Origin of the sequence: Paraburkholderia pallida, assembly GCF_004524855.1 — a bacterium.
GTDB lineage: Bacteria > Pseudomonadota > Gammaproteobacteria > Burkholderiales > Burkholderiaceae > Paraburkholderia > Paraburkholderia oxyphila.
Genome location: NZ_CP038149.1, coordinates 1,942,603 through 1,962,376, shown reverse-complemented (window position 1 = coordinate 1,962,376; position 19,774 = coordinate 1,942,603). Strand labels below are relative to the sequence as shown.

Below are 19,774 nucleotides of genomic sequence, written 5' to 3'. Positions count from 1 at the left end.
TGTTTAACCTATATAGCCATCGCTCATGCCTTTTCTGTATTTTTCACGGAGCTTGCTTGATATCTGATATTTGGTGATGTAGCCGACATTGCCTGTATCGAATCCCGCGTTTTGCCAGTAAATTGGATCGTCAACCTCCACCCCCGAGTTATTAATTTTCTTTTTTCTTGCAATAATGTAGTCATTCTGCGTGCCAATTGCCTTGGGGTAAAAAATCATGCAGTAGACATCCTCCAAAGTATGCAATTTCCCCTGCTTTGGTAAAAAATATTTTTTTACGTAATCGAGTTGCTCTACATCGGTCATATGGGCAAGTTGTGCGGTAGTAGTTCCCAGGTTGGCAGCTGTGCTGGGCATAAACTGTATAAGCCCTGTTGCGCCACTGCCCGCGGCATTACGTATATCCGGCCTAAATGATTCGCCGGTTTCGAAGGCCATGGCAGACATCAGATAGCTTGGGTTCAACCCCAAATCCTGAGAAATGAGAATTACCTTTTGTTTGAACTGGCGTGACACTTTTTTACCCCAAGCGATCTCGTCATTTATCATATCGCCACCCGTAAAATTCCCCACCACCCCCACCGGATGAAAATGCCACGGCGTCGGCTCCTTCGGAAACCCCTCGATCCCCGTCGCCTGTTCCCACCACTGCAGCTTCCCGATCCGCTCGATCTCAGCCTTCCACAACCACAGCAGTTTCTTCATCAGCGGCGACATTTCTTCCCACTTGCCCAGCCCGCCGCCCCATTCGCTCTCTGAGCGCACCACCAGATGCGTAAGCGCTTCGGCCATCCACGGCGTTTCCTGCGCGTGCTTCAACTCCTGCGCCGTCACCTTGCCATCATGGTTCGCGTCAATCGCCTTCTCCAGCCTGACGATCAAATCCTCCGCGTTCACCCTCAGTGCGTCCGGCTCGAACTCTGACTTGTCTTCGTCCACCAGATACTGGTCTGTCACGTGGATATACCGCTTGAGCATGTCGACCGGCCTGAAGCGGGTGTTGTCGACGAGTTCGAACCCAGGCCAGTCCCACGGGCCGCACATCCGTGCGAGCGGATGATTTTCTTCACACACCCAGCCCTGCCGGGTTGATCCGTCCCGGGTGCCGATCGTGATGTTCCACCACCGGTGCCCCTTGTCGTCAATCGCGACGTTGTCGGCACCCAGCCTGTCCAGATCGGTGCGCCGGAATACGTCGCGGAAATCCGCGCCCGGCCCCTTCGCGCTGGAGACGTTCAGGGGGAAATTCGTCCATACCTTGACGACACCGGTGGTCGTCGTGTTCGCGAGTCTGGCCTCCACCCACACCTGGGGACCCGTGTCGGTCAGTATCGGACGCGGTGCAGGATGCCCGTGATGTCCGCCATGGGCACTCTGGGCGCTCGGGGCTGGCGTCGTCACCGTCTTCGGCTGGACCTTGACCCACCTTGAGGCCGTGGCGTTGCCCACCGGCACCAGCTTCAGGCCACCCGGGCTCTGGGGCAGCGTCCTGTCCGGCTGGGGGATGTCCGTCACCAGTTGCGCGCCGGGCGAAATCTCCAGAAACGTCTTCGCCGCCGGCAGGTCCTTTGCGCGCGTCCGGCTCTTTTCGATGAACGCCTGCAGTTCCGGTCCGGCAAAGACTTCGAGATGCAGCAACGGGCGAGTTGGCTTCGGCGGTAGCGGCGACGCGTCGACGTAGCGCAGGTAGTGCCCCATCTGGCCCACCACGTCGCCGGCCTTCACGGCATACGGCTGCTTGAGCACGACCACCGTGTCGAGCGGCTTCGGATCGAGCACCGCATCGAGTTCTTTCACATACACCCAGCTCCACGGGGCATGCGGAGAGACCGGCTTCCCGACCTCCGCGCTGACTGGCTGGCCGCTCCTGAGCGCCCGGATTTTCTGCCAGCCGGGATGCTTCGGGTCCGTCTCGGAAACCATGAGCTCAGCGCCCCTGGGCAGGATGCCGATGAGCTTGCCGTTCGGCAGGTCGCGAATCGCGATGCCCTTCACCGGCGCAGGCGGCGGGGTGTCGTCAACCGGCTGGGCCGCAGGCGGCTTGGGGGGAGCGATAAAGCCCGCTTCGATGAATTCGCCGAGCAGGTCGTAGTCAATCGTGTCTACCGGCGCGGGTGGCGGGGTCTTCGGCTTTGGCATCGCCTGGATATTGGGCGCCCGGTCGCCCACGCGATAGTAGCGCTCGCCCTCCCAGAACGGCATCGGCGCCAGGTTCAGCTTCGCCGCACCGGCTTGCGCGGTTCGTGCCTGCTCCTGCGCCGCCTGGTAGCTGTTCCAGTCCATCAGGTGCATGTACAGGCTGAAGAACGTGAGCGTTTCGTCCGGCGCGGGCCTCGGCGGTGTCGACGTGCCTGCAGCGGAAGGCGGGGAGGCGGGTGGCGCAGCGGCTGCGCTTTGACTGGAAGCCGCCGCCGCCGATGCGCCCTGCGGGCTGGCCGGGCCCGGTTTCGCTGGCACCGGCGGCAGTTGCAGCTTGTGGCGGATCAGCACGAAGCCCGTGGAGTAGAGCGCCTGGTGGCCGTCCTGCCAGGTCTGCGCGGGATATTTGCTGTCGAGCCGGTACGCCACGACCTCGCCATCGGCGATGGCCCGCACGCCGGTATCCTGCTTCAGCATCGTGGCGGTGGACGAGCCAAAGTGCACGCCTCCGTGCCACAACCCGCTGGCGCCAAGCGGATAAAAACCGTCGTCCGCTTGCGCCAGTGCCTTCATGTACGTCATCGGGTCGGTGGCGTCATCCTTGCCGAGCGGCGTGAACGGAAAGGCCCAGTTCAACGGGGTCCAGGGGGGCGCCGGCGAGGCGGCGGGCGCAGCCGGTGTCGCAGGATGGGCCGGGTGAGGGTGCGTGCTCATGGGTCTCGGAATCGGTCGTTGTTGCTGCTGCGCGTACGGGGGGCAATTCGGGGCGGCGTCTGGCGACTTACCCGGAGAACAGCGAGCCGCGCCCACCGTCAGTCGAAACCGGGGTCGTCTGCAGTGGGTTGCCGATCGTTGCGCTGGCACCGCCTGGCTTGTCCCAGTTCCCGCACTTTTCCAGAATCTGTCCGGTCGTCACGTTTTCGATCAAGCCCGACTTGATGCTGATGTACGAGCCGCCCGCGCCCAGCCAGAGTTCCTTTGCGGCACTGATGATCACGCGCTCGTTCGAGCTCGTGATCGTCACGTTCTCCAGGCCGGCTATGGTCACTGGGCCGCTCTGCGCCTGAATGCTGACGGGCCCCTTCGCCGCGAATATCTTGATGCCCAGGTTCTGCGCGAACAGGCTGATCTTGTCCAGCACGCTCGCCAGCAGCGATTTCCCGGCGGCAACGTTGACGTTCTTGCCCGCGACCACGTTCGCATGCTGATTCGCAGCAATGTGCGCCGACTGCTGCGTCGACGCCGCAATGCCTTCCGGGCTCGAGAGCAGCATCACCGGCTTCGCGAAGCCGTTCGCGTTGCCCGTGCCACCGCCCGCCGTGCGTCCGCCGTGTGAGGTTGTGCTCGCAACCATGTACTGGGTGGCGTCGGTGAACGTCTTGAGCGCATCGTGCCCTTCTTGCAGGCTTTCGGCCTGGTGGGTTTCGCTCGCCTTCGACACGGTCTCGAACACGGCTTCCGCGCCCGCGAGCTGTTCCGTCGCTGGCGTCACGCTCATGGGTTGCGCGCTGGCGGGTTGCGTCGAGACATACAGCCCTTGCTCGGCGCGCACGGCGCCACCGGCGCCCGATTTCAGGTCGAAGCCACGACCGAGGAACGCGCCGCGCGTGTTGTCGGACTGCTCGACAAGGTAGCCCAGGTGGAGGTGCGACCCGTAGCTGGTCGTATATAAATGGATGCGGTTCTGGCCGCTGGCGTCGTCCATCACCAGTTGGTTGAAGCCGTCTCCGCCATATTCGCGGGAGCGGAAGCCGGAGAGCAGGCCGTGCGTATTCCACACCGGCATGGTCTCGCCCCCGTGCAGCCGCGAGATGATCACGGGCATGTCGCAATCGCCGTTCACGAAGCCGACGAGTACCTGATCGCCCTTGCGCAGCGGAAAGTAGCCGCCGCGCTTCGCGCCCGCGTCCGGCATCGCGGCGCGAATCCATGCGGACGCCTTGTCGTCGCGATCCTTGCGGCTGTAGGTCATCCACACTTTCACGCGGTTGCCGTCGTCGGTGGAGATTTCCTCGTTCCCCGCCGTGGCGACGATGCCGGTCTGCAGGTGCATTTCCGGCTTGCGGTGCTCGAACGGGCTGCGGAACGGCGTGCGGCGGCGCTGCGCCTCGATTTCCACCTGAATGAAGCCCACGCTGCCGTCCGGGTGGCGCACGCTCGCTCCGACCATCGTGTTCCTTGCCTGTTCGACTTCGGCGCGCAGGCTCTTCGGAAGGTGCGCGAGCGCGTCCATGCCCGGCACGTTGTTCTGGATCAGCCAGTCGCTCGCGATGATGGCCAATTCGCGCTCGTGCTCGGGCAGTGCGTCGAACTCGGGATGGCCGGTGAGCGTGAACCAGTACCCGGGCAGCGCATAGCGCGGGCTGCCGACGGCAAAATAGCGCTTCGCCCTTGACGCCCATTCCTCGGTACGGATGCCCGCCTGCTGCTCGCCCAGGTCGCGCTCGCCCCAGCTTTGCGATCCCGTGTAGAGATAGTCTTCTCCCTGTCCCGGCAATTCATCCGTGTCCAGCGCGGGCGTGTTGACCTGCTTGTCCAGGTCCGGTCGTTTGTAGTCGGCCGTGGCGGTCGTCAGCGTGGCGCTTTGCGCTTCCTGTTGCTCGCTCAACTGAGTCAGCCCGTCGAACTCTTCGTCGCTGCCGGCGCGGCTGAATTTCATCTCCTGCTGCGGCAGTGGCGGTGCGAAGTACAGGTCGTCCGAGATGACCACCTTGTGCGACTTGCCGTCCTCCGCGAAGTCGAAGCGCGCAAACACGCCGGCTTCTTCCATGCTGCGATGAACGAAATTCCAGTCGCTTTCCCACTGCACGCGGTTCGAATACGAGCGCATTGGCGAGCGCAACTCAAACGCGTAGCGCCCACGCGCCTGGGGGTGCTTGTCGAACACGTCGAACAAGACCTGCTGACCGGACTCTTCCTGCCAGTCGCGTCGGTCGCTGCCGAGCTTGAGGAAACTCAGCCACGAGGAAAATTGAAGCTGAAAATACGTGACACCGCCATCGCTGCCAATTCTGCGGACGCGCTGCACATAGCCGTGGATCGGCAGATAGTTGCCGTTCGTCTGCCGGATCCAGAGCGTGATGGGTTGGAGCATCAGCGCACTGAGCTTGATCTTCGTGTCGTCGACCGAAGCGGCATCGACGACCACCTCGAAGTTGCGTCCGAGCCGGGCGTTGATCTTGACGTACAGGGGAACGAGCCAGTCCTCGCCAAGCGGCGTGTCGAGTCTGGCGAGGCGGTCAAACTGCGCGTACCCGGTGCGCAGCGTCCTGTCCAGCGCCTGAGAAGCCATACGTTACCCCGTTCGTGCGTGGTTCGCGCATCCAGCCGCCGCTAGAACGCCATGGCCGGAGCTGCGTGTTTGATTCCTTGGAGAGAAGAGATTTGGCCGGAAAATCTGCACCCGGAATGGGGCTAAAGCCGCGAAGACGCAGCGCAGATATTCCGGCTCAATAGGGCAGAGACCATATCAAAGCCAACAGCGGGCGACATTGATATGGGTTCGATTTTTGATGGTTATATGGAGCGCAGCAGTTAATTTATGTGTGACGCATGGTTGGCCTCAAACCTCCGCCGGCAACCTGAAGCTCGCAATCGACTCGCGCAGCCCCGTCACCTGATCCTTGAGCGAATGCGCCGCGGCCGCGGCCTGCTCGACAAGCGCCGCGTTCTGCTGCGTCACCTGATCCATCTCGCCCACGGCGCGGTTCACCTGCTCGATGCCCGCGCTCTGCTCGCGCGACGCATGGCTGATCTCTTCGAGAATCTCGTGTACGCGCCGCACCGACTGCACGATTTCATTCATCGTCGAGCCCGCGCTGTTCACGAGCTGCTGACCCTCGACCACCGTGCCCGTCGACTTTTCGATCAGCGCCTTGATCTCCTTGGCCGCCGCCGCCGAGCGCTGTGCGAGGCTGCGCACCTCTGCCGCGACCACCGCGAAGCCGCGCCCCTGCTCGCCCGCGCGCGCGGCTTCCACGGCCGCATTGAGCGCGAGTATGTTGGTCTGGAATGCGATGCCGTCGATCACGCCGATGATGTCGCCGATCTGCTGCGAGCTCGTCGAGATGTCGCCCATCGTGCGCACCACGTCGCCCACCACGGCATTGCCGCGCGTGGCAACTTCGGCGGCCTCGCTCGCGAGCGTGGCCGCGTGCGCCGCGCTGTCCGCGTTCTGGCGCACGTTGGTGGTCATCTGGTCCATGCTCGACGCGGTCTGCACGAGTGCAGCCGCCTGCTCCTCGGTGCGCTGCGAAAGGTCGGTATTGCCGGCGGCAATTTCGTTGGCCCCCACGTTGATGTTCTCCGCGCCGCTGCGCACCCGCGAGACCGTTTGCACGAGCGCACCCTGCATGGTTGCGAGCGCATGCATCAGGCTTTGCGCATTGGCGCCCTGCGCGTGCACGCGCGTGGTGAGATCGCCGTGCGCGATGCGGCTGGCCGTCTCGACAGCGACTTCGAGCTCGCCGCCGATGCTGCCGCGCACGCTGCGCACCACGAGCACCATCACGACGGTTGCCGCGCCGCCGAGCACGAAGGTCACGAGGAGCCAGCGCACGAGGTTCGCGTAGAACGCGGTGCTCACGTCGTCCATGTACATGCCGGTCACGATCACCCAGTCCCACGGCGCGAAGCGTCTCGCGTAGCTCAGCTTGGGCACGGGCGTGGTGTGGCCGGGCTTGGACCACAGATAGTCGACGAAACCGCCGTCCGGCTGGCTGCCGATCTGCGCGAGTTCGACGAAGAGGTGCTTGCCTGCGGGATCGGTGAAATCGACGAGCTTCTTTCCGACCAGCTCGGGCTTGATGGGATGCATCAGCATCACCGACTGTGAATTGTTGATGCTCAGGTAGCCGTCGGTGCCGTAGCGGATCGAGCCGATTACGGCAAGCGCCTGCTTTTGCGCATCGGCTTCGCTCATGACGTTGTGCTGCGAAAGTGTGTAGTAGTACTGGGCGACGCTGTTGGCTTCGTCGACGAGCGTGATGAGTTGCGCGCGGCGTTCGCGGATCATGCCATCGCGGCTTTGCCACGCGCCGAAGGCGACGATCAGGAGCAGGCCGATCCAGAGGATCGCGATCATCGAACGGAGTTTCTGGTTGAGGGTCATCGTCTGAATGGTCGGTCGAGGGCTTTTTTTGGGGCAGCAAATCGGGCTGTGAATCAGGCTGCAAATCGGGTTGAAACGCGGTGAAAAAACGCTTCGCCCACATGCGTTTACGGCGCTGGCAAACGTGTGCGCGAGCCAGGACGAACCCGGTGGGTAAGGACTCTCCTCAGACGAAAGAAAGTCTCATGAGCGTGGCGCGGCGTCGGCTGCGGGGGCATACCGCGGCGCACTAGCCACGACCGGCCACGCGTGCAAAATACGCCGGAAAGCGCCGTTTAAAGCCACAAATTTCACAGTAACTCCATGATTTGCCACTTCTTGCGGTAGCTGAAGGCGGATACGAATCATTTCCGCTATAGTCGCCGCTTTGGCCCCATGCCGCCGCGCCAGACCATAGGCGGCACGACGCATCTTTGCAGCTCGCGGGCCAGAAACGATTTCCCAACGATGCGACGCGCGCGGCGCAGCCACGGCTGCCGACGTGACGACGTCCACTGGAGTAACAAGATGAACGCACGCGAACCCGCCATTGCACTCACATCGCGCAGCGCACGGCTGCGCCAGATGCTGGTGAGCAACGAACTCGAATTCCTGATGGAAGCGCACAACGGCTTGTCCGCGCGTATCGCGCGCGAGGCGGGCTTCAAGGCGATCTGGGGCTCGGGCCTCTCGATCTCCGCGCAGTTCGGCGTGCGCGACAACAACGAGGCGAGCTGGACCCAGGTGGTCGACAACCTCGAATTCATGGCGGACGCGAGCGATCTGCCGATCCTGCTCGATGGCGACACCGGCTACGGCAACTTCAACAACGTGCGCCGCCTCGTGCGCAAGCTCGAGCAGCGCGGCATCGCGGGCGTGTGCATCGAAGACAAGCAGTTCCCGAAGACCAATAGCTTCATCAAGGGCGAGGCGCAGCCGCTTGCCGACATCGACGAGTTCTGCGGCAAGATCAAGGCCGGCAAGGACTCGCAGACCGACGAGCACTTCTCGATCGTCGCGCGCGTCGAGGCGCTGATCGCGGGCTGGGGCATGGACGAGGCGCTCAAGCGCGCCGAGGCCTACCGCCTCGCGGGCGCCGATGCGATCCTCATCCACAGCAAGCTCTCCAAGCCTGACGAGATCCTCACCTTCGCGCGCGAGTGGGCGGGCCGTGGTCCGCTCGTGATCGTGCCCACCAAGTACTACAGCACGCCCACCGATGTGTTCCGCAAGGCCGGCATCAGCGTCGTGATCTGGGCGAACCATCTCGTGCGCGCGTCGGCTTCGGCGATGCAGTCCGTCGCGAGGACGATTCACGAGACGCAGACGCTCGTCGACGTGGAAGACCGCATCGCGCCCGTCAACGAGATCTTCCGTCTTCAGGACGCCGATGAATATTCGGAAGCGGAAAACCGCTACCTGTCGGCTTCGCGCACGGCGGGCTCGGCGATCGTGCTGGCAGCGAGCCGCGGCTCGGGCCTCGACGCGTTCACCGAGGACAAGCCCAAGGTCATGCTGGCGGTGGCGGGCAAGCCGCTTTTGCGCTGGCTCGTCGATGCGTTCAAGAAGCATTCGGTTAACGACATCACGGTGGTGGGCGGCTATCGCGCTGATGCCATCGACACGGCGGGCGTCAAGCTCGTGCGCAATGAGCGCTACGAGCAAACCAACGAGCTTGCCTCGCTCGCGTGCGCCATCGGCACGCTTGACGCGCTTGAGAACGATACGGTGATCTCATATGGCGACCTGCTGTTCCGCAGCTACATCCTGAACGATCTGGTGGAAAGCGAAGCGGATTTCAGCGTGGTGATCGATTCGTCGCCGGAGTCGGAAAACAGCAGCACACGCGATTTCGCGTGGTGTTCGGCGGGCGACGACCGGGGCCTCTTCGGCAACACCGTGCTGCTCGAGCGCATCTCGAGCGAACCGGCCGCGAACGGTGTGGCGCCGCACGGACGCTGGATCGGCCTCATGAACGTGCGTGGCGCGGGCCGCGAGAAGCTTGCGAAGAAGCTCGCGCAACTGCAGACGCGCGCCGACTTCGACACGCTCGACATGCCCGCGCTGCTCAATGCGCTGATCGCCGACGGCGAGCAGATCGAGGTGCAATACGTGCGTGGCCACTGGCGCGGCGTGAACGATCTCGAAGACTTCCGCAGCGCGGGCGAGTTCGCGCAGGGCGTCTATACGCGGGGCGCGCTTGCGCAGGGTGTCGCTACGGAGGGCAAGGCATGATCGAAGCCGCTCAGTTTGTCGAAGCGGCGCGCTCGCGCGGCTTCGAATGGTATGCCGGCGTGCCGTGCTCGTACCTCACGCCGTTCATCAATTACGTGCTGCAGGACGAATCGCTTCATTATGTGTCGGCGGCGAACGAGGGCGATGCGGTCGCGCTGATTGCGGGCGTGGCGCTCGCGGGCAAGCGCGGGATCGCGATGATGCAGAACTCCGGGCTCGGCAACGCCGTGAGTCCGCTTACTTCGCTCACGTGGACTTTCCGCTTGCCGCAGCTCTTGATCGTGACGTGGCGTGGCCAGCCGGGCGTTGCTGATGAGCCGCAGCACGCGTTGATGGGCCCGGTCACGCCGCAGATGCTCGAGACGATGGAGATACCGTGGGAGCTGTTTCCCACGGAGGCCGAGGCTATCGGGCCGGTGCTCGAGCGCGCGATCAGGCATATGGATGAAACGGGGCGCCCGTATGCGCTCGTGATGCAGAAAGGCAGCGTGGCGCCGTATGAGCTGAAGGGCGGTGGTGCGATGCCGGAGAAGCATGCGTTGCCTGTCGCGCAGGTTAAATGGACTGGACGCAGTCCTGAACAATTGCCGACGCGTCAGCAGGCGCTCGAGCGCGTGATTGCGGCTACGCCCGCTGAGTCGACTGTCGTGGTGGCATCGACGGGGTTCTGTGGCCGTGAACTCTATGCGCTCGATGACCGTTCCAATCAGCTCTATATGGTGGGGTCGATGGGATGCGTCACGCCGTTCGCGCTTGGTATCGCGCTTGCGCGGCCGGATCTGAACGTGGTGGCGCTTGATGGCGACGGCGCGGCGCTCATGCGGATGGGGGCTTTTGCGACGCTTGGCGCGTACGGGCCGTTGAATCTTACGCATGTGCTGCTCGATAATGGCGCGCATGATTCGACGGGTGGTCAGGCGACCGTTTCGGCGCAGGTGTCGTTTGCGAATGTGGCCGCTGCGTGCGGGTACGCTGATGCGGTGGAGAGCGATGATCTCTCCGTGCTTGATGCGGTGCTTGCTGGCGCGCAGGAGCGCGCGGTGGGGCCGTCCGGTGTGGCCGGAACACGATTCGTACGGGTGATGATTGGGCGTGGCGCGCCCGATGGACTGCCGCGGCCGACTATCACGCCGCCTGAGGTGAAGGCGCGGCTCATGCGCCATATCGGCGCGCACGTTCGTGCTAGCTGACCATTATGTGTGCGTTTGAGATTTGAAGCAGTAGGGTGCTTTTGCCGCGGGGCTTCCTGCTTTGGCCTTAACTTGTATTCGCGGCGGGCCGCAGGCGTTGCCCCTGTGCGGGGCGGCACCTACTTTTCTTTGCCGCGGCAAAGAAAAGTAGGCAAAAGAAAGCCGCTCACACCGCCAGTGTGACGCAGTTCACCACTCGACTTTGATCGGAGTGGCTCCGGGGCGTCTGCCACCACGCGTCGTATATCGGAGTGACTAAGGGCTCATACCTTCGGCGGCGCTGCGCGCGCCGTGGGGTATAGCCGAAACCATTGGGATATACGTCTAGTCGCAGAACTCCACGTATTCAAATGGAGGCGCTCTCACGTATCAGTAGGACTCCAGTATATTGGGCGGCAGTACTCCCGCGCATTCGCGAGGCAGCACGCGCGGTTTTCCTTGCAGACCCTTCCGCCCGCGCGCAGCGCGTGGCGGGAAGTATGAGTCCTTTGTCACTAACGCGGAGTGTGCTAGGCGACGGATGCCCCGGAGCCGCTCCGATAAGAAGGGCAGTGGGGGACTGCGTCACACTAGCGGTGTGAGCCGCTTTCTTTTGCCTACTTTTCTTTGCGGCTGCAAAGAAAAGTAGGTGCCGCCCCGCACAGGGGCAACGCCTGCGGCCCGCCGCGAAAGCAAGTTAAGGCCAACGCAGGAAGCTCCGCGAAAAAACTTTCAATTCATTCAAAAAGGAAACGCCGATGCTGTTGCTCAACCCCGGCCCCGTAACGCTCACGGATCGCGTGCGCCGCAGCCTTCTGCAAGAAGACCTCTGCCACCGCGAATCCGAATTCTTCGACATGCAGGAAGAGGCCCGCACGCGCCTCATCGACGTCTACGATCTCGCTCCCACGCAATGGCAAGCCGTGCTCATGACCGGCTCCGGCACGGCGGCTGTAGAGAGCATGATCGCCTCGCTCGTGCCGGCCAACGGCAAGCTCCTGATCATCGAAAACGGCGTATACGGCGAGCGCATTACGCAAATCGCCACCCAGTACAACATCGCGCACGAAGTCGTAAAGCACGAGTGGATGCAAGCCCCCGACCTCGCGCGCATCTGCACCGCACTCGACGCCGACAAATCAATCACGCACGTCGCGATCATCCACCACGAAACCACCACCGGCCGGCTGAACGATCTGCGCACGCTAGGCGAGGCGTGCCGCGCACGCGGCGTACAGATGCTTGTGGACGGCGTGAGCAGCTTCGGCGCCGAAGCCATCGACTTCGCCGATACGAGCATTGCCGCCGTAGCCGCGACCGCGAACAAATGCCTGCACGGCGTACCGGGCGCGGCCTTCGTGGTGGTGCGCCGCACGGCACTCGCGCAAGCGTCGAGTCGCACCTACTACCTCGACCTCAAGCGCCTCGCCACGCTCCAGGATCAGCGCAACACGCCGTTCACGCCTTCGGTGCATGCGTACTACGCGCTCGTCGAAGCGCTGCGCGAACTCGCCGACGAAGGCGGCTGGCAAGCGCGTCACGCACGCTATGCGGCGCTTTCCGAGCAGGTGCGCGCGCGACTCGCCGCGCGTGGCATGGATAGTGTGCTGCCGAAGGATGCATCCTCGGTGGTGCTGCGCGCGTTCCGCCTACCGGCGGGCGTCGATTATCCGAAGCTGCATGACGCGCTCAAGGCGCGCGGCTTCGTGATTTATGCCGGGCAGGGCGGCTTGTCGAAGGAACTGTTCCGCATCTCGACGATGGGCGACATTCATGCCGCCGATGTCGACCGTTTGCTAGCGGCATTCGACGAGGTCACGAAGCCAGGCGCCGCCTGAAGCCAGGCTCGACGCGCGCTCAATATCCGGTGAGCACCGCGAACGCAAGCGTTGCCATCGAGAGCACGAGCAGCGCCACAAAGAGCGGCAGAATGAAGCGCAGCCATTCGCCGAACCCCACGCGCGCCGTGGCCAGATAGGCAAGCAGCATGCCGGAGGTGGGCGTGATCATATTGGTCAGGCCGCCTCCGAGCACGAAGGCCAGCACCGAGGTCTGGCCGCTCACCCCTGAAATCTGGGCGATCGGTCCGATGATCGGCATGCTCACCGCAGCCTTGCCCGATACCGAGGGGATAAAGACGTCGAGCAGCATCTGCACGGCCATGAGCCCGTTGGCCACGATCACGGGCGACTGGCCGCGCGCCAGTTGCGTGAAGGCGTGGATCAGCGTGTCCAGCACGAGACTGTTCTGCAAGATGAGCTCGACCGATGCGGCGAGACCGATCAGCAAGCCGGCGAGCACCATGCCCTTCATGCCGTCGACGAAGGCTTCGGAGGCGCTGCGCGAATCGAGCCGGCCCACGAGCGCGGTCACGATACTGATGGCCACGTAGAACGCCGATAGCTCGACGTTGCCCCACTTGAGCTCGCGTGTGCCGAACACGAGTGCCGCGGCGGCGATGGCGAGCACGACGAGCGTGGCCTGGTGGCGGCGCGAGAGCCGCGTCTGGGTCTCCTGCGCCGCGACGGCAGCCTCGCGCCGATAGCCGCTGCGCCGCACATAGAACAGCAGATACGCGATGCCGAGCGCGAGAAAGACCACGAACACGCCGAGCCGCAACGCAATGCCGCTAAAGAGCGGCACGCCGACAATGGGCTGCGCGACGGCCAGCGAAAGCGGGTTCGTGACCGAGGCGATATAGCCGACCTTCGCCGCAATGGCCACCAGCGCGACCGCGAACAGGTTGGACAGGCCGAGCCGTTTCGCGAGCAGCATCACCATCGGAATGATGACCAGGTACTCCGAAATAAAGCCGAGCAGCGTGCTGCCGAGGCCGATCAGGATCATCAGCAAGGGGGCGAGCACGTAGACGTTGCCGGCCGTCAGCTGCAAAAGCCGGTCGATACCGGCGTCCACCACGCCGGTGCGCCGCATCACGCCGAACATCCCGCCGACGAACATCACCATGAAGATGAGCGGCGCGTTCTTGATGAGCCCATTGGGCACCGCCACGAAGACCGAGACGAGACTCGCGGGCGCGGCGTGCTCCGGCGTGCTCTTCGTCACCGCCGGCGCGGCGAGCGTCGCAATGCCGCCGGTTTTGGGCACCACGTGGTAGGTGCCCGGAATCACGAGCTTGCCCTGGCGCTCGAACTGCCCGGCATCGACGAACCAGGTCATGGCCAGCGCCGCGGCGAGCACCCAGAGCATCATCACGACCGGATGCAGCATCTTGCCGTGCGGTTTCTTTTCCGGGCCGGCGCTCCCGGCGTTTTCTGCATGTTCGGCGGGCGGTGCTGCGTCGTGCTGGGAAGAGGGCGGGGCGGCGAGCATGGTGTGGCGTCCTTGGTGCGGTGTCAGGCGGGGAGCGCGACGCGCGCACCCGTATAGCCGAGCTCGGCGGAGATCGTCGCGGCGCAGGCTTGCAGGCGCTCGAGATAGTCGGGTATCTCGGCCCGGCCGATGCGCATCTCCGGGCCGGAGACGGCCACGGCCGCCACCGCGGCGCCCGACATGTCGCGCACCGGCACCGAGATCGCGACCGCGCCCGGCGTCACTTCGCCGAGGCTGACCGCATAGCCCTTGCGCGCAACCGCGTCGAGTTCTTCGAGCAGGGCGATCAGATCGGGCGCGTCGGGCATCTTCTTCACGCGTGCGAGATATTCGGTGCGCACGGCGTCGGGCGCGAAGGCGAGCAGCACTTTGCCCGAAGCGCCATGGTTGATCGGCCGGCGATTGCCGACCGCGCCCACCGCGCGCATCTGGTGCGTGGTTTCGCAGCGCGCCACGCAGACCGTTTCGAGTCCCTCGCGCACGCGCAGCACGATCGTCTCGTTGATCGCCTGGTTGAGCGCGAGCATGTGGCGCGAGGCGGCTCGCACGAGCGTGTTCTGCTGCGCCGCGGCTACGCCCAGTACGAAGGCCTGCGGGCCGAGCGCGTAAGTGGCGGTCTGCGCGTCCTGCACGACATAGCGATGCAGTTCGAGCGTGCACAGCATGCGATAGGTGCGCGATTTGTTGATGCCGAGCTGCGTGGACAGCTCCGTCACGCCAAGGCCGGGGTGCTCGGCTACATAGCTCAGCAGCTTGAGCGCGTTGTCGACTGCATCGACGATATAGGTCATGTCGGTCTCACTGTGCTTCGAGTTGCGCGCGAACGTAAGCGGCCAGCGCCTCTGCGAAGGCGTCGAGGTCGCGCTTGAGCGCGTCGAAACCCGCATGCTTCGCGAATGCCGCTTCGTCCATATAGAGCGCGCGATTCAGTTCGATCTGGATGCTATGGCGCCGGCGCGCGGGATCGCTCACGGCACGCAGCAAGTCGCCGCCCTGATAGGGCTCGTTGATCTGCACGCGATAGCCGGCCGCGGCAAAGTGCTCGGCGACCCATTGCGTGAAAGCGGGGTCCGACGTGGTGCCGCGCCGGTCGCTGACGACGAGATCGGGACGCGCCTCGCCGGCATCGACGTTCATTGCGTTGCCGCGCGACTTCATGGAATGGCAGTTCACGTGCCATAGCGCGCCGTGCCGTGCATACGCGGCATCGGCCGCCTCGCGCAGTGCCGCGCGATAGGGCTGGTAGTACGCGTCGATGCGATGCCGCACTTCGGCAATCGGCAGCTTGCGGTCGTAAAGCGGCACACCTGGCAGTGCGTAGCGCCGGATCAGGCCCATGCCGCGCAGCGTGTAGCGCTCCGGCACGAGCGGCTCGGGCCACGGCTCGGCGAGCAGCTCGGCGTCGATGTCGGTGACGGCGCGGTTGGGGTCGATATAGGCGCGCGGAAAGCGCGCGCCGATCAGTGTGCCGCCGTGTACGGGCACACCGGTCCATAGCTCGTCGACAAATGCGTCCCACGTAGTGAGGATCGCCTCGCGCGGCGCAACCGTGCCGAAATCGTCCGGCAGTGCAATGCCGCTGTGCGGCGAATCGAACACGATCGGCAACGGTGCGGCCTGGGCAGCAACCGTGAAACACGGTGCCGGGTCGTCCGCCTGTGAGGAGAGGGGGCCGGGGGCCGCCATGGAGGTCTTCGTCATTGCTTGTCGATCAATGGGTTCGCGTTTTAAAGAATAAAACAGCGTTTTAAATTTAATCGAAAGCCTACCGCCGTCCATGAAATGAGCGGATTGGGGTTTCCCCTGGCGTGAGGCCGCAAAGCCGGCGAAATCGCACAACCATCAAGCGTTTAAGGGATTTTTGAGGACGCCGCGGCGGCCCGTTATGCGTCGCGGGTTGATGACAGCTTCTTGACGGGGCAGAAACGATGCCCGAATAATAAATAATACGCTGTTTTAAACAATAAAACAAGCGGTTCGACGGGGCGCGGAACTCCCTATCTGGAGGCCGCGCGAGCGGCGGCGCACGCAACGGTGCTTTGCTTGATCCGCGATCCGGTTTAATCAGCAGTACAGAGAATATGCCGCGCCAGCAGAGGCGGACATCAAGATCATCACTACACGGCATCTCGCATGCCAGAAGGAGAAAAAAATGAAGCAGACCTACCGGCGCACCCTCGCACTCGTCCTCGGCGGGATGGGCCTCGCGGCCTCTCAGGCCCACGCGCAGTCGAGCGTGACGCTGTACGGCATTGTCGATGGCGGCTTCACCTATACGAGCAATCAGGGTGGCAAGGCGAACTACCAGGCAACGGCCGGCAGCGAGCAGGGTTCACGCTGGGGCCTGCTCGGCAGCGAGGATCTCGGTGGCGGCAACCACGCGATCTTCCGTCTCGAGAACGGCTTCAATCTGATGACGGGCACGGCAAGCGCGAACGGGCGCATCTTCGGCCGCCAGGCGTGGGTGGGTCTCGCGAGCGACCGCTGGGGTTCGCTGACGTTCGGCCGCCAGTACAACGCGGCACAAGACTCGCTCGAGCCGCTGCAGATGGCGGTGGTGACGTCGCAGTACGGCACGCACCCGTTCGACACCGACGACCTGAACAACACGTTCCGTACCGATAACGCCGTCAAGTACGTGACGCCGGTGTATCGCGGCCTCTCGGTCAACTCGATGTACGGCTTCAGCAACAATGCGGGCTCGTTCGGGACCAATCGCTCGTGGAGCGTGGGCGCGAGCTACGCGGGCGGGCCGCTGCAGTTCGGCGCGGCCTACGTTCAACTCGACAATCCGGCCACCGATACGACCGGCGCGATTCCTTCCGATAACTACTTCACGTTCCTGAAGGGCATCACGCAGCAGCGCATCTGGGGCGCGGGCGGCATCTACAGCTTCGGCAAGCTGGGCGTGGGCGCGATGTACACCAACGTCGCGTTCGAACTCACGCCCGAGAGCCAGCACCAGAACTACCAGAATGCGGAAGTGAGCCTGCGCTACGAGATCACGCCGGCCGTCCATGCGGCGATCGGCGAGACCTGGACGGGCGTGACGTCGAACGGCAAGAAAGATAGTTGGCACTACTGGCAGACGACGAGCGCGCTCCAGTACTTCCTCTCGAAGCGCACCGACGTCTATCTCGACCTGATCTACCAGCGCGCGACGAACGCGGTGGCGCAGATCGAGGGCACCTCGGGCGCGTCGAGCAGCGGCACGCAGTTCCTCGTGGTGACGGGTATTCGCCACAAGTTCTGAGTGCGGCGGCGGCGGGCAGTGCGCGGCGTTGCACGCCCGCAGATTCAGCCCGCCGCGCGTTCTCGCGAGCGCACCGCCGTCGCTTCCGCGGCGCTCTTGAGCGAACTCTTGCGGCGCGCCCGCGCCTTCTTCAGCCAGATCAGCACGCCCGTCACGCTCAGCATCGCAACGGCCACGCCCGTGAAGCTGATCGCGATGCGGCCCGGCAATCCGGCGATGCGTCCCGAGTGCAGCGGAAACTGCGCCTGAATGAAGACGTCGCCCGCGCTGCCGCGCCCGGGAATCTGTCTGGCGATCACCTCGCCGGTGCGCGCATTGATGACGAGCCAGGGATTGCCGAGGCCCGCGTCGCCGTGATCGTTGCCCGCTGCGTAATAGCCCACGCCATAGGCACCGAGCGCCGGCATCGCGAACAAGCCGCCGGGCGGCGCGGCGATGCTTTCGCGGCGTCCCAGTGCGCTCGCCGCGGCCACGATGCGCGTGCGCGCCGCGGCGGCTTCGGCGGCCGTGAGCGCAGGGCCGGGCGCGGCGGTGCGGAACGGGTCCGGCGCGAGCGTCGAGAACAGCGACACCACGGGGCGCACGATTTGCGTGCCCAGGTTCATCGAAATCGACGTGAGCGCGACCACCAGCAGCAGACCCCAGAGCCAGACGCCACCCGAGCGGTGCAGGTCGAACGTGAGCGCGTAGCCGCCGCGCTTGACGCGAAACGCGAGCGACTTGCGCCAGCTCTTGAGGTTCGGAAAGGCGAGCACGATGGCGATGAAGCCGTCGAGCAGCCAGACCATGCCCACGACCCCCATCGTCCAGACGCCGAAGTCGATGCCCATTTTCGTCGGCAGGAAGAGCGTGTAGTGGAGCTGGTAGAGGAACGGAATCAGGTTCAGGCGCGAGAGCGAGGGCGCCCCCCACATGCGGCGGCCTTGAATGACGCCGGTGGCCGGGTCCATCGCGACCTGGTTGTAATCGAGTGCGAACGGCTCGCCGGTCGTCGGATCGAGGCGCGGCTCCACGCGCACGACGAAGGTGTGGCCGGGCTCGACCGAGAGCGGCATGTAGCCAACTTGCGCGCGCGGATCGGCGGCTTCGAGGCGTTGCGCGAGCGTGAGCGCCGGTAGCGGCGCGCCCTCCGTGGAGGCGCGATAGAACGACGGATTAAGCGCCGCGTCGAGTTCGTGATCCCACGCAATCACGGCGCCCGTGAGGCCGGCGAGAAACAGGAAAGCCGCCGTTCCGAGTCCGAGCCAGCGGTGCAGGCGGACCAGCAGGGCTCTCATGCGGCGGCGCCGGGCGTGCGCCGGGCGCGGTGGTTGGCCCGGGCGGGCGCGGTCGGGAAGGCGGTCACGTTGATGGCGTCGGATCGAATTTGGGGTTGAGCGAAACTTGATTGCAAATGCGAATCGTTTGCATTCTACGGACGCACGAGCGCCGATGCAAGCTTCGCGAAAGCAGGGGAAATCGGCGCCGCGTGGGACGGGCGAGTGGCATAGCGCGCGAGCCGTGCGCTATGCCGCCCGCTCCATCAGCGCGGTATTCAATAAGCAGGAATGTGCCGACGCGCGGCCGTGATTCACGCGGCCGGCGAGCGGAGGCGTCTCGTCAAACCGGATCTTTATTCGGCGGACCGTCCGGCCGTTGCGGCTCCTCGCCGTGATGTCCGGGCGGCGGCGGCGTGAGCGGATCGCGCTCGGGATCGCGCGTCGGATCGGCGAGCGGATCGGGTAGCGGATTGGTGTGCGAGCAGATCATCGCGGGTACCTCGTGCGCAGGCGTGGCCAATCGGGCACGACGTGTGGATGGTCCTTATAGCGTAGGCGATCGGCGCTCTTCGTGCGGACTTTCGCATGCGCGCGAGAGACGTCCGGCGCGCGCCGGAGACCCGCGGAGATTAGAGGCCATTCAGGTCGGCGGGCGTATCGACGTCGCGCAGGATGCCGGGGTCGTCCACGTCGATGCGAGTGAGCGCGGGCGAATTGAGCAGCGCGCGGGCGCCCGTGTCGCCGTCGAGTGCGAGCAATGCCGCGCGGTGCTCGAGGCCGAATCCGACCGGATGGCCGCGCTGTTCGCGATAGAACGGCGCGACGAGCGGCTTGCCTGCATCCAGCTCGCGCGCGACGGCCTCGATGGTCGCGTGCGCGATGCGTGGCATGTCCGCGAGCGCGACGATCCAGCTTTCCCCCTCGGTGTCTGCTTCGATGGCGGCGGCGAGACTCGCGCCCATGCCCCTCACGGCGGCGGCGGCGAACACCACGTCGCAGCCCGCGTCGTTCAAGACGTGGGCGAGCACTTCCGCGCCCGGACGCACGACGGCAATCACCTTTGGCGTGACCATCAGGAGCCGGTGCGCGGCCTCGTGGGCGACACTGATGCCGTCGGGCAGCGGCGCGAGGAGCTTGTTGCGCAAACCGTTGGGATCGAAGCGCGATCCTGTGCCGGCGGCGAGCAGTACGCCGGTGGCGAGCGAAGCGTAGGCCATTGGGGAGTACCGCGCGAGAGGGGAACGCGTTGATTGTGCGGTGCAACCGCGCCCGAGGCAAGCCCGGGAAGACGCGCGGC

The 19,774-nt window shown here is 64.5% G+C and carries 13 protein-coding genes; 4 read left to right on the top strand and 9 right to left on the bottom strand.

Translation table 11 applies throughout. The features are described 5' to 3' along the window. Positions 1–3 precede the first annotated feature (3 nt). The 3 genes from E1956_RS46235 to E1956_RS23920 all read right to left on the bottom strand — a co-directional run bounded on the left by E1956_RS46235 (position 4) and on the right by E1956_RS23920 (position 7,249). Positions 4–2,853: a lysozyme family protein gene (locus E1956_RS46235; RefSeq protein ID WP_167760098.1), complete on the bottom strand. Its 2,850-nt coding sequence runs from the start codon at positions 2,851–2,853 to the stop codon at positions 4–6. Between the two features lie 67 nt (positions 2,854–2,920). Continuing rightward, the gene (locus E1956_RS23925; RefSeq protein WP_134753511.1) at positions 2,921–5,431 is read right to left on the bottom strand and encodes a type VI secretion system Vgr family protein; all 2,511 of its coding nucleotides are present in this window, start codon (positions 5,429–5,431) and stop codon (positions 2,921–2,923) included. Between the two features lie 270 nt (positions 5,432–5,701). Further along, on the bottom strand, positions 5,702–7,249 hold the full coding sequence (locus tag E1956_RS23920; RefSeq protein WP_134753509.1) for a methyl-accepting chemotaxis protein: 1,548 nt from the start codon (positions 7,247–7,249) through the stop codon (positions 5,702–5,704). A gap of 507 nt (positions 7,250–7,756) precedes the next feature. Here E1956_RS23920 and aepX point away from each other — a divergent pair. The 3 genes from aepX to E1956_RS23905 all read left to right on the top strand — a co-directional run bounded on the left by aepX (position 7,757) and on the right by E1956_RS23905 (position 12,470). Continuing rightward, entirely contained in the window at positions 7,757–9,463 is a 1,707-nt protein-coding gene (gene aepX / locus E1956_RS23915) for a phosphoenolpyruvate mutase (RefSeq protein WP_134753507.1), read from the top strand. Next, entirely contained in the window at positions 9,460–10,653 is a 1,194-nt protein-coding gene (gene aepY, locus E1956_RS23910; protein ID WP_134753505.1) for a phosphonopyruvate decarboxylase, read from the top strand. Before aepX ends, aepY begins: the two co-directional genes overlap by 4 nt. A 737-nt stretch (positions 10,654–11,390) precedes the next feature. Then, positions 11,391–12,470 carry a 2-aminoethylphosphonate aminotransferase gene (locus tag E1956_RS23905; protein WP_134753503.1) on the top strand — a complete coding sequence of 360 codons (1,080 nt, stop codon included), beginning with the start codon at positions 11,391–11,393 and terminating at the stop codon, positions 12,468–12,470. 19 nt (positions 12,471–12,489) lie between these two features. Here E1956_RS23905 and E1956_RS23900 read toward each other — a convergent pair whose 3' ends face one another. The 3 genes from E1956_RS23900 to E1956_RS23890 are packed head-to-tail and all read right to left on the bottom strand — an operon-like array spanning position 12,490 to position 15,666. Then, positions 12,490–13,965: a YfcC family protein gene (locus E1956_RS23900; RefSeq protein WP_134753501.1), complete on the bottom strand. Its 1,476-nt coding sequence runs from the start codon at positions 13,963–13,965 to the stop codon at positions 12,490–12,492. Between the two features lie 23 nt (positions 13,966–13,988). After that, positions 13,989–14,756, bottom strand: coding sequence for an IclR family transcriptional regulator (locus E1956_RS23895; protein WP_134753499.1), 768 nt, complete (start codon positions 14,754–14,756; stop codon positions 13,989–13,991). A 7-nt stretch (positions 14,757–14,763) separates the two neighbouring features. Then, positions 14,764–15,666: an N-formylglutamate amidohydrolase gene (locus E1956_RS23890; protein ID WP_232071577.1), complete on the bottom strand. Its 903-nt coding sequence runs from the start codon at positions 15,664–15,666 to the stop codon at positions 14,764–14,766. Positions 15,667–16,117: 451 nt separating this feature from the next. On the opposite strand from E1956_RS23890, the gene E1956_RS23885 reads away from it, so the two are divergent. Then, a complete protein-coding gene (locus tag E1956_RS23885; protein WP_134753497.1) occupies positions 16,118–17,218 on the top strand; it encodes a porin in 1,101 nt (366 codons plus the stop codon). A 44-nt stretch (positions 17,219–17,262) separates the two neighbouring features. Here E1956_RS23885 and E1956_RS23880 read toward each other — a convergent pair whose 3' ends face one another. The 3 genes from E1956_RS23880 to E1956_RS23875 all read right to left on the bottom strand — a co-directional run bounded on the left by E1956_RS23880 (position 17,263) and on the right by E1956_RS23875 (position 19,694). After that, a complete protein-coding gene (locus E1956_RS23880; RefSeq protein ID WP_134753495.1) occupies positions 17,263–18,495 on the bottom strand; it encodes a PepSY-associated TM helix domain-containing protein in 1,233 nt (410 codons plus the stop codon). 322 nt (positions 18,496–18,817) lie between these two features. Further along, entirely contained in the window at positions 18,818–18,967 is a 150-nt protein-coding gene (locus E1956_RS46230) for a hypothetical protein (protein WP_165976784.1), read from the bottom strand. Positions 18,968–19,106: 139 nt separating this feature from the next. Beyond that, complete coding sequence (locus E1956_RS23875) at positions 19,107–19,694, bottom strand: nucleotidyltransferase family protein (RefSeq protein WP_134753493.1); 588 nt, start codon at positions 19,692–19,694, stop codon at positions 19,107–19,109. Positions 19,695–19,774: the final 80 nt, after the last annotated feature.

Coding starts and splice junctions, on each gene's coding strand:
- E1956_RS23885 (WP_134753497.1), top strand. CDS start 16,118: ATGAAGCAGACCTACCGGCGCACCCTCGCACTCGTCCTCGGCGGGATG.
- E1956_RS23920 (WP_134753509.1), bottom strand. CDS start 7,249: ATGACCCTCAACCAGAAACTCCGTTCGATGATCGCGATCCTCTGGATC.
- E1956_RS23875 (WP_134753493.1), bottom strand. CDS start 19,694: ATGGCCTACGCTTCGCTCGCCACCGGCGTACTGCTCGCCGCCGGCACA.
- aepY (WP_134753505.1), top strand. CDS start 9,460: ATGATCGAAGCCGCTCAGTTTGTCGAAGCGGCGCGCTCGCGCGGCTTC.
- E1956_RS23925 (WP_134753511.1), bottom strand. CDS start 5,431: ATGGCTTCTCAGGCGCTGGACAGGACGCTGCGCACCGGGTACGCGCAG.
- aepX (WP_134753507.1), top strand. CDS start 7,757: ATGAACGCACGCGAACCCGCCATTGCACTCACATCGCGCAGCGCACGG.
- E1956_RS23880 (WP_134753495.1), bottom strand. CDS start 18,495: ATGAGAGCCCTGCTGGTCCGCCTGCACCGCTGGCTCGGACTCGGAACG.
- E1956_RS23890 (WP_232071577.1), bottom strand. CDS start 15,666: ATGACGAAGACCTCCATGGCGGCCCCCGGCCCCCTCTCCTCACAGGCG.
- E1956_RS46235 (WP_167760098.1), bottom strand. CDS start 2,853: ATGAGCACGCACCCTCACCCGGCCCATCCTGCGACACCGGCTGCGCCC.
- E1956_RS46230 (WP_165976784.1), bottom strand. CDS start 18,967: ATGATCTGCTCGCACACCAATCCGCTACCCGATCCGCTCGCCGATCCG.
- E1956_RS23895 (WP_134753499.1), bottom strand. CDS start 14,756: ATGACCTATATCGTCGATGCAGTCGACAACGCGCTCAAGCTGCTGAGC.
- E1956_RS23905 (WP_134753503.1), top strand. CDS start 11,391: ATGCTGTTGCTCAACCCCGGCCCCGTAACGCTCACGGATCGCGTGCGC.
- E1956_RS23900 (WP_134753501.1), bottom strand. CDS start 13,965: ATGCTCGCCGCCCCGCCCTCTTCCCAGCACGACGCAGCACCGCCCGCC.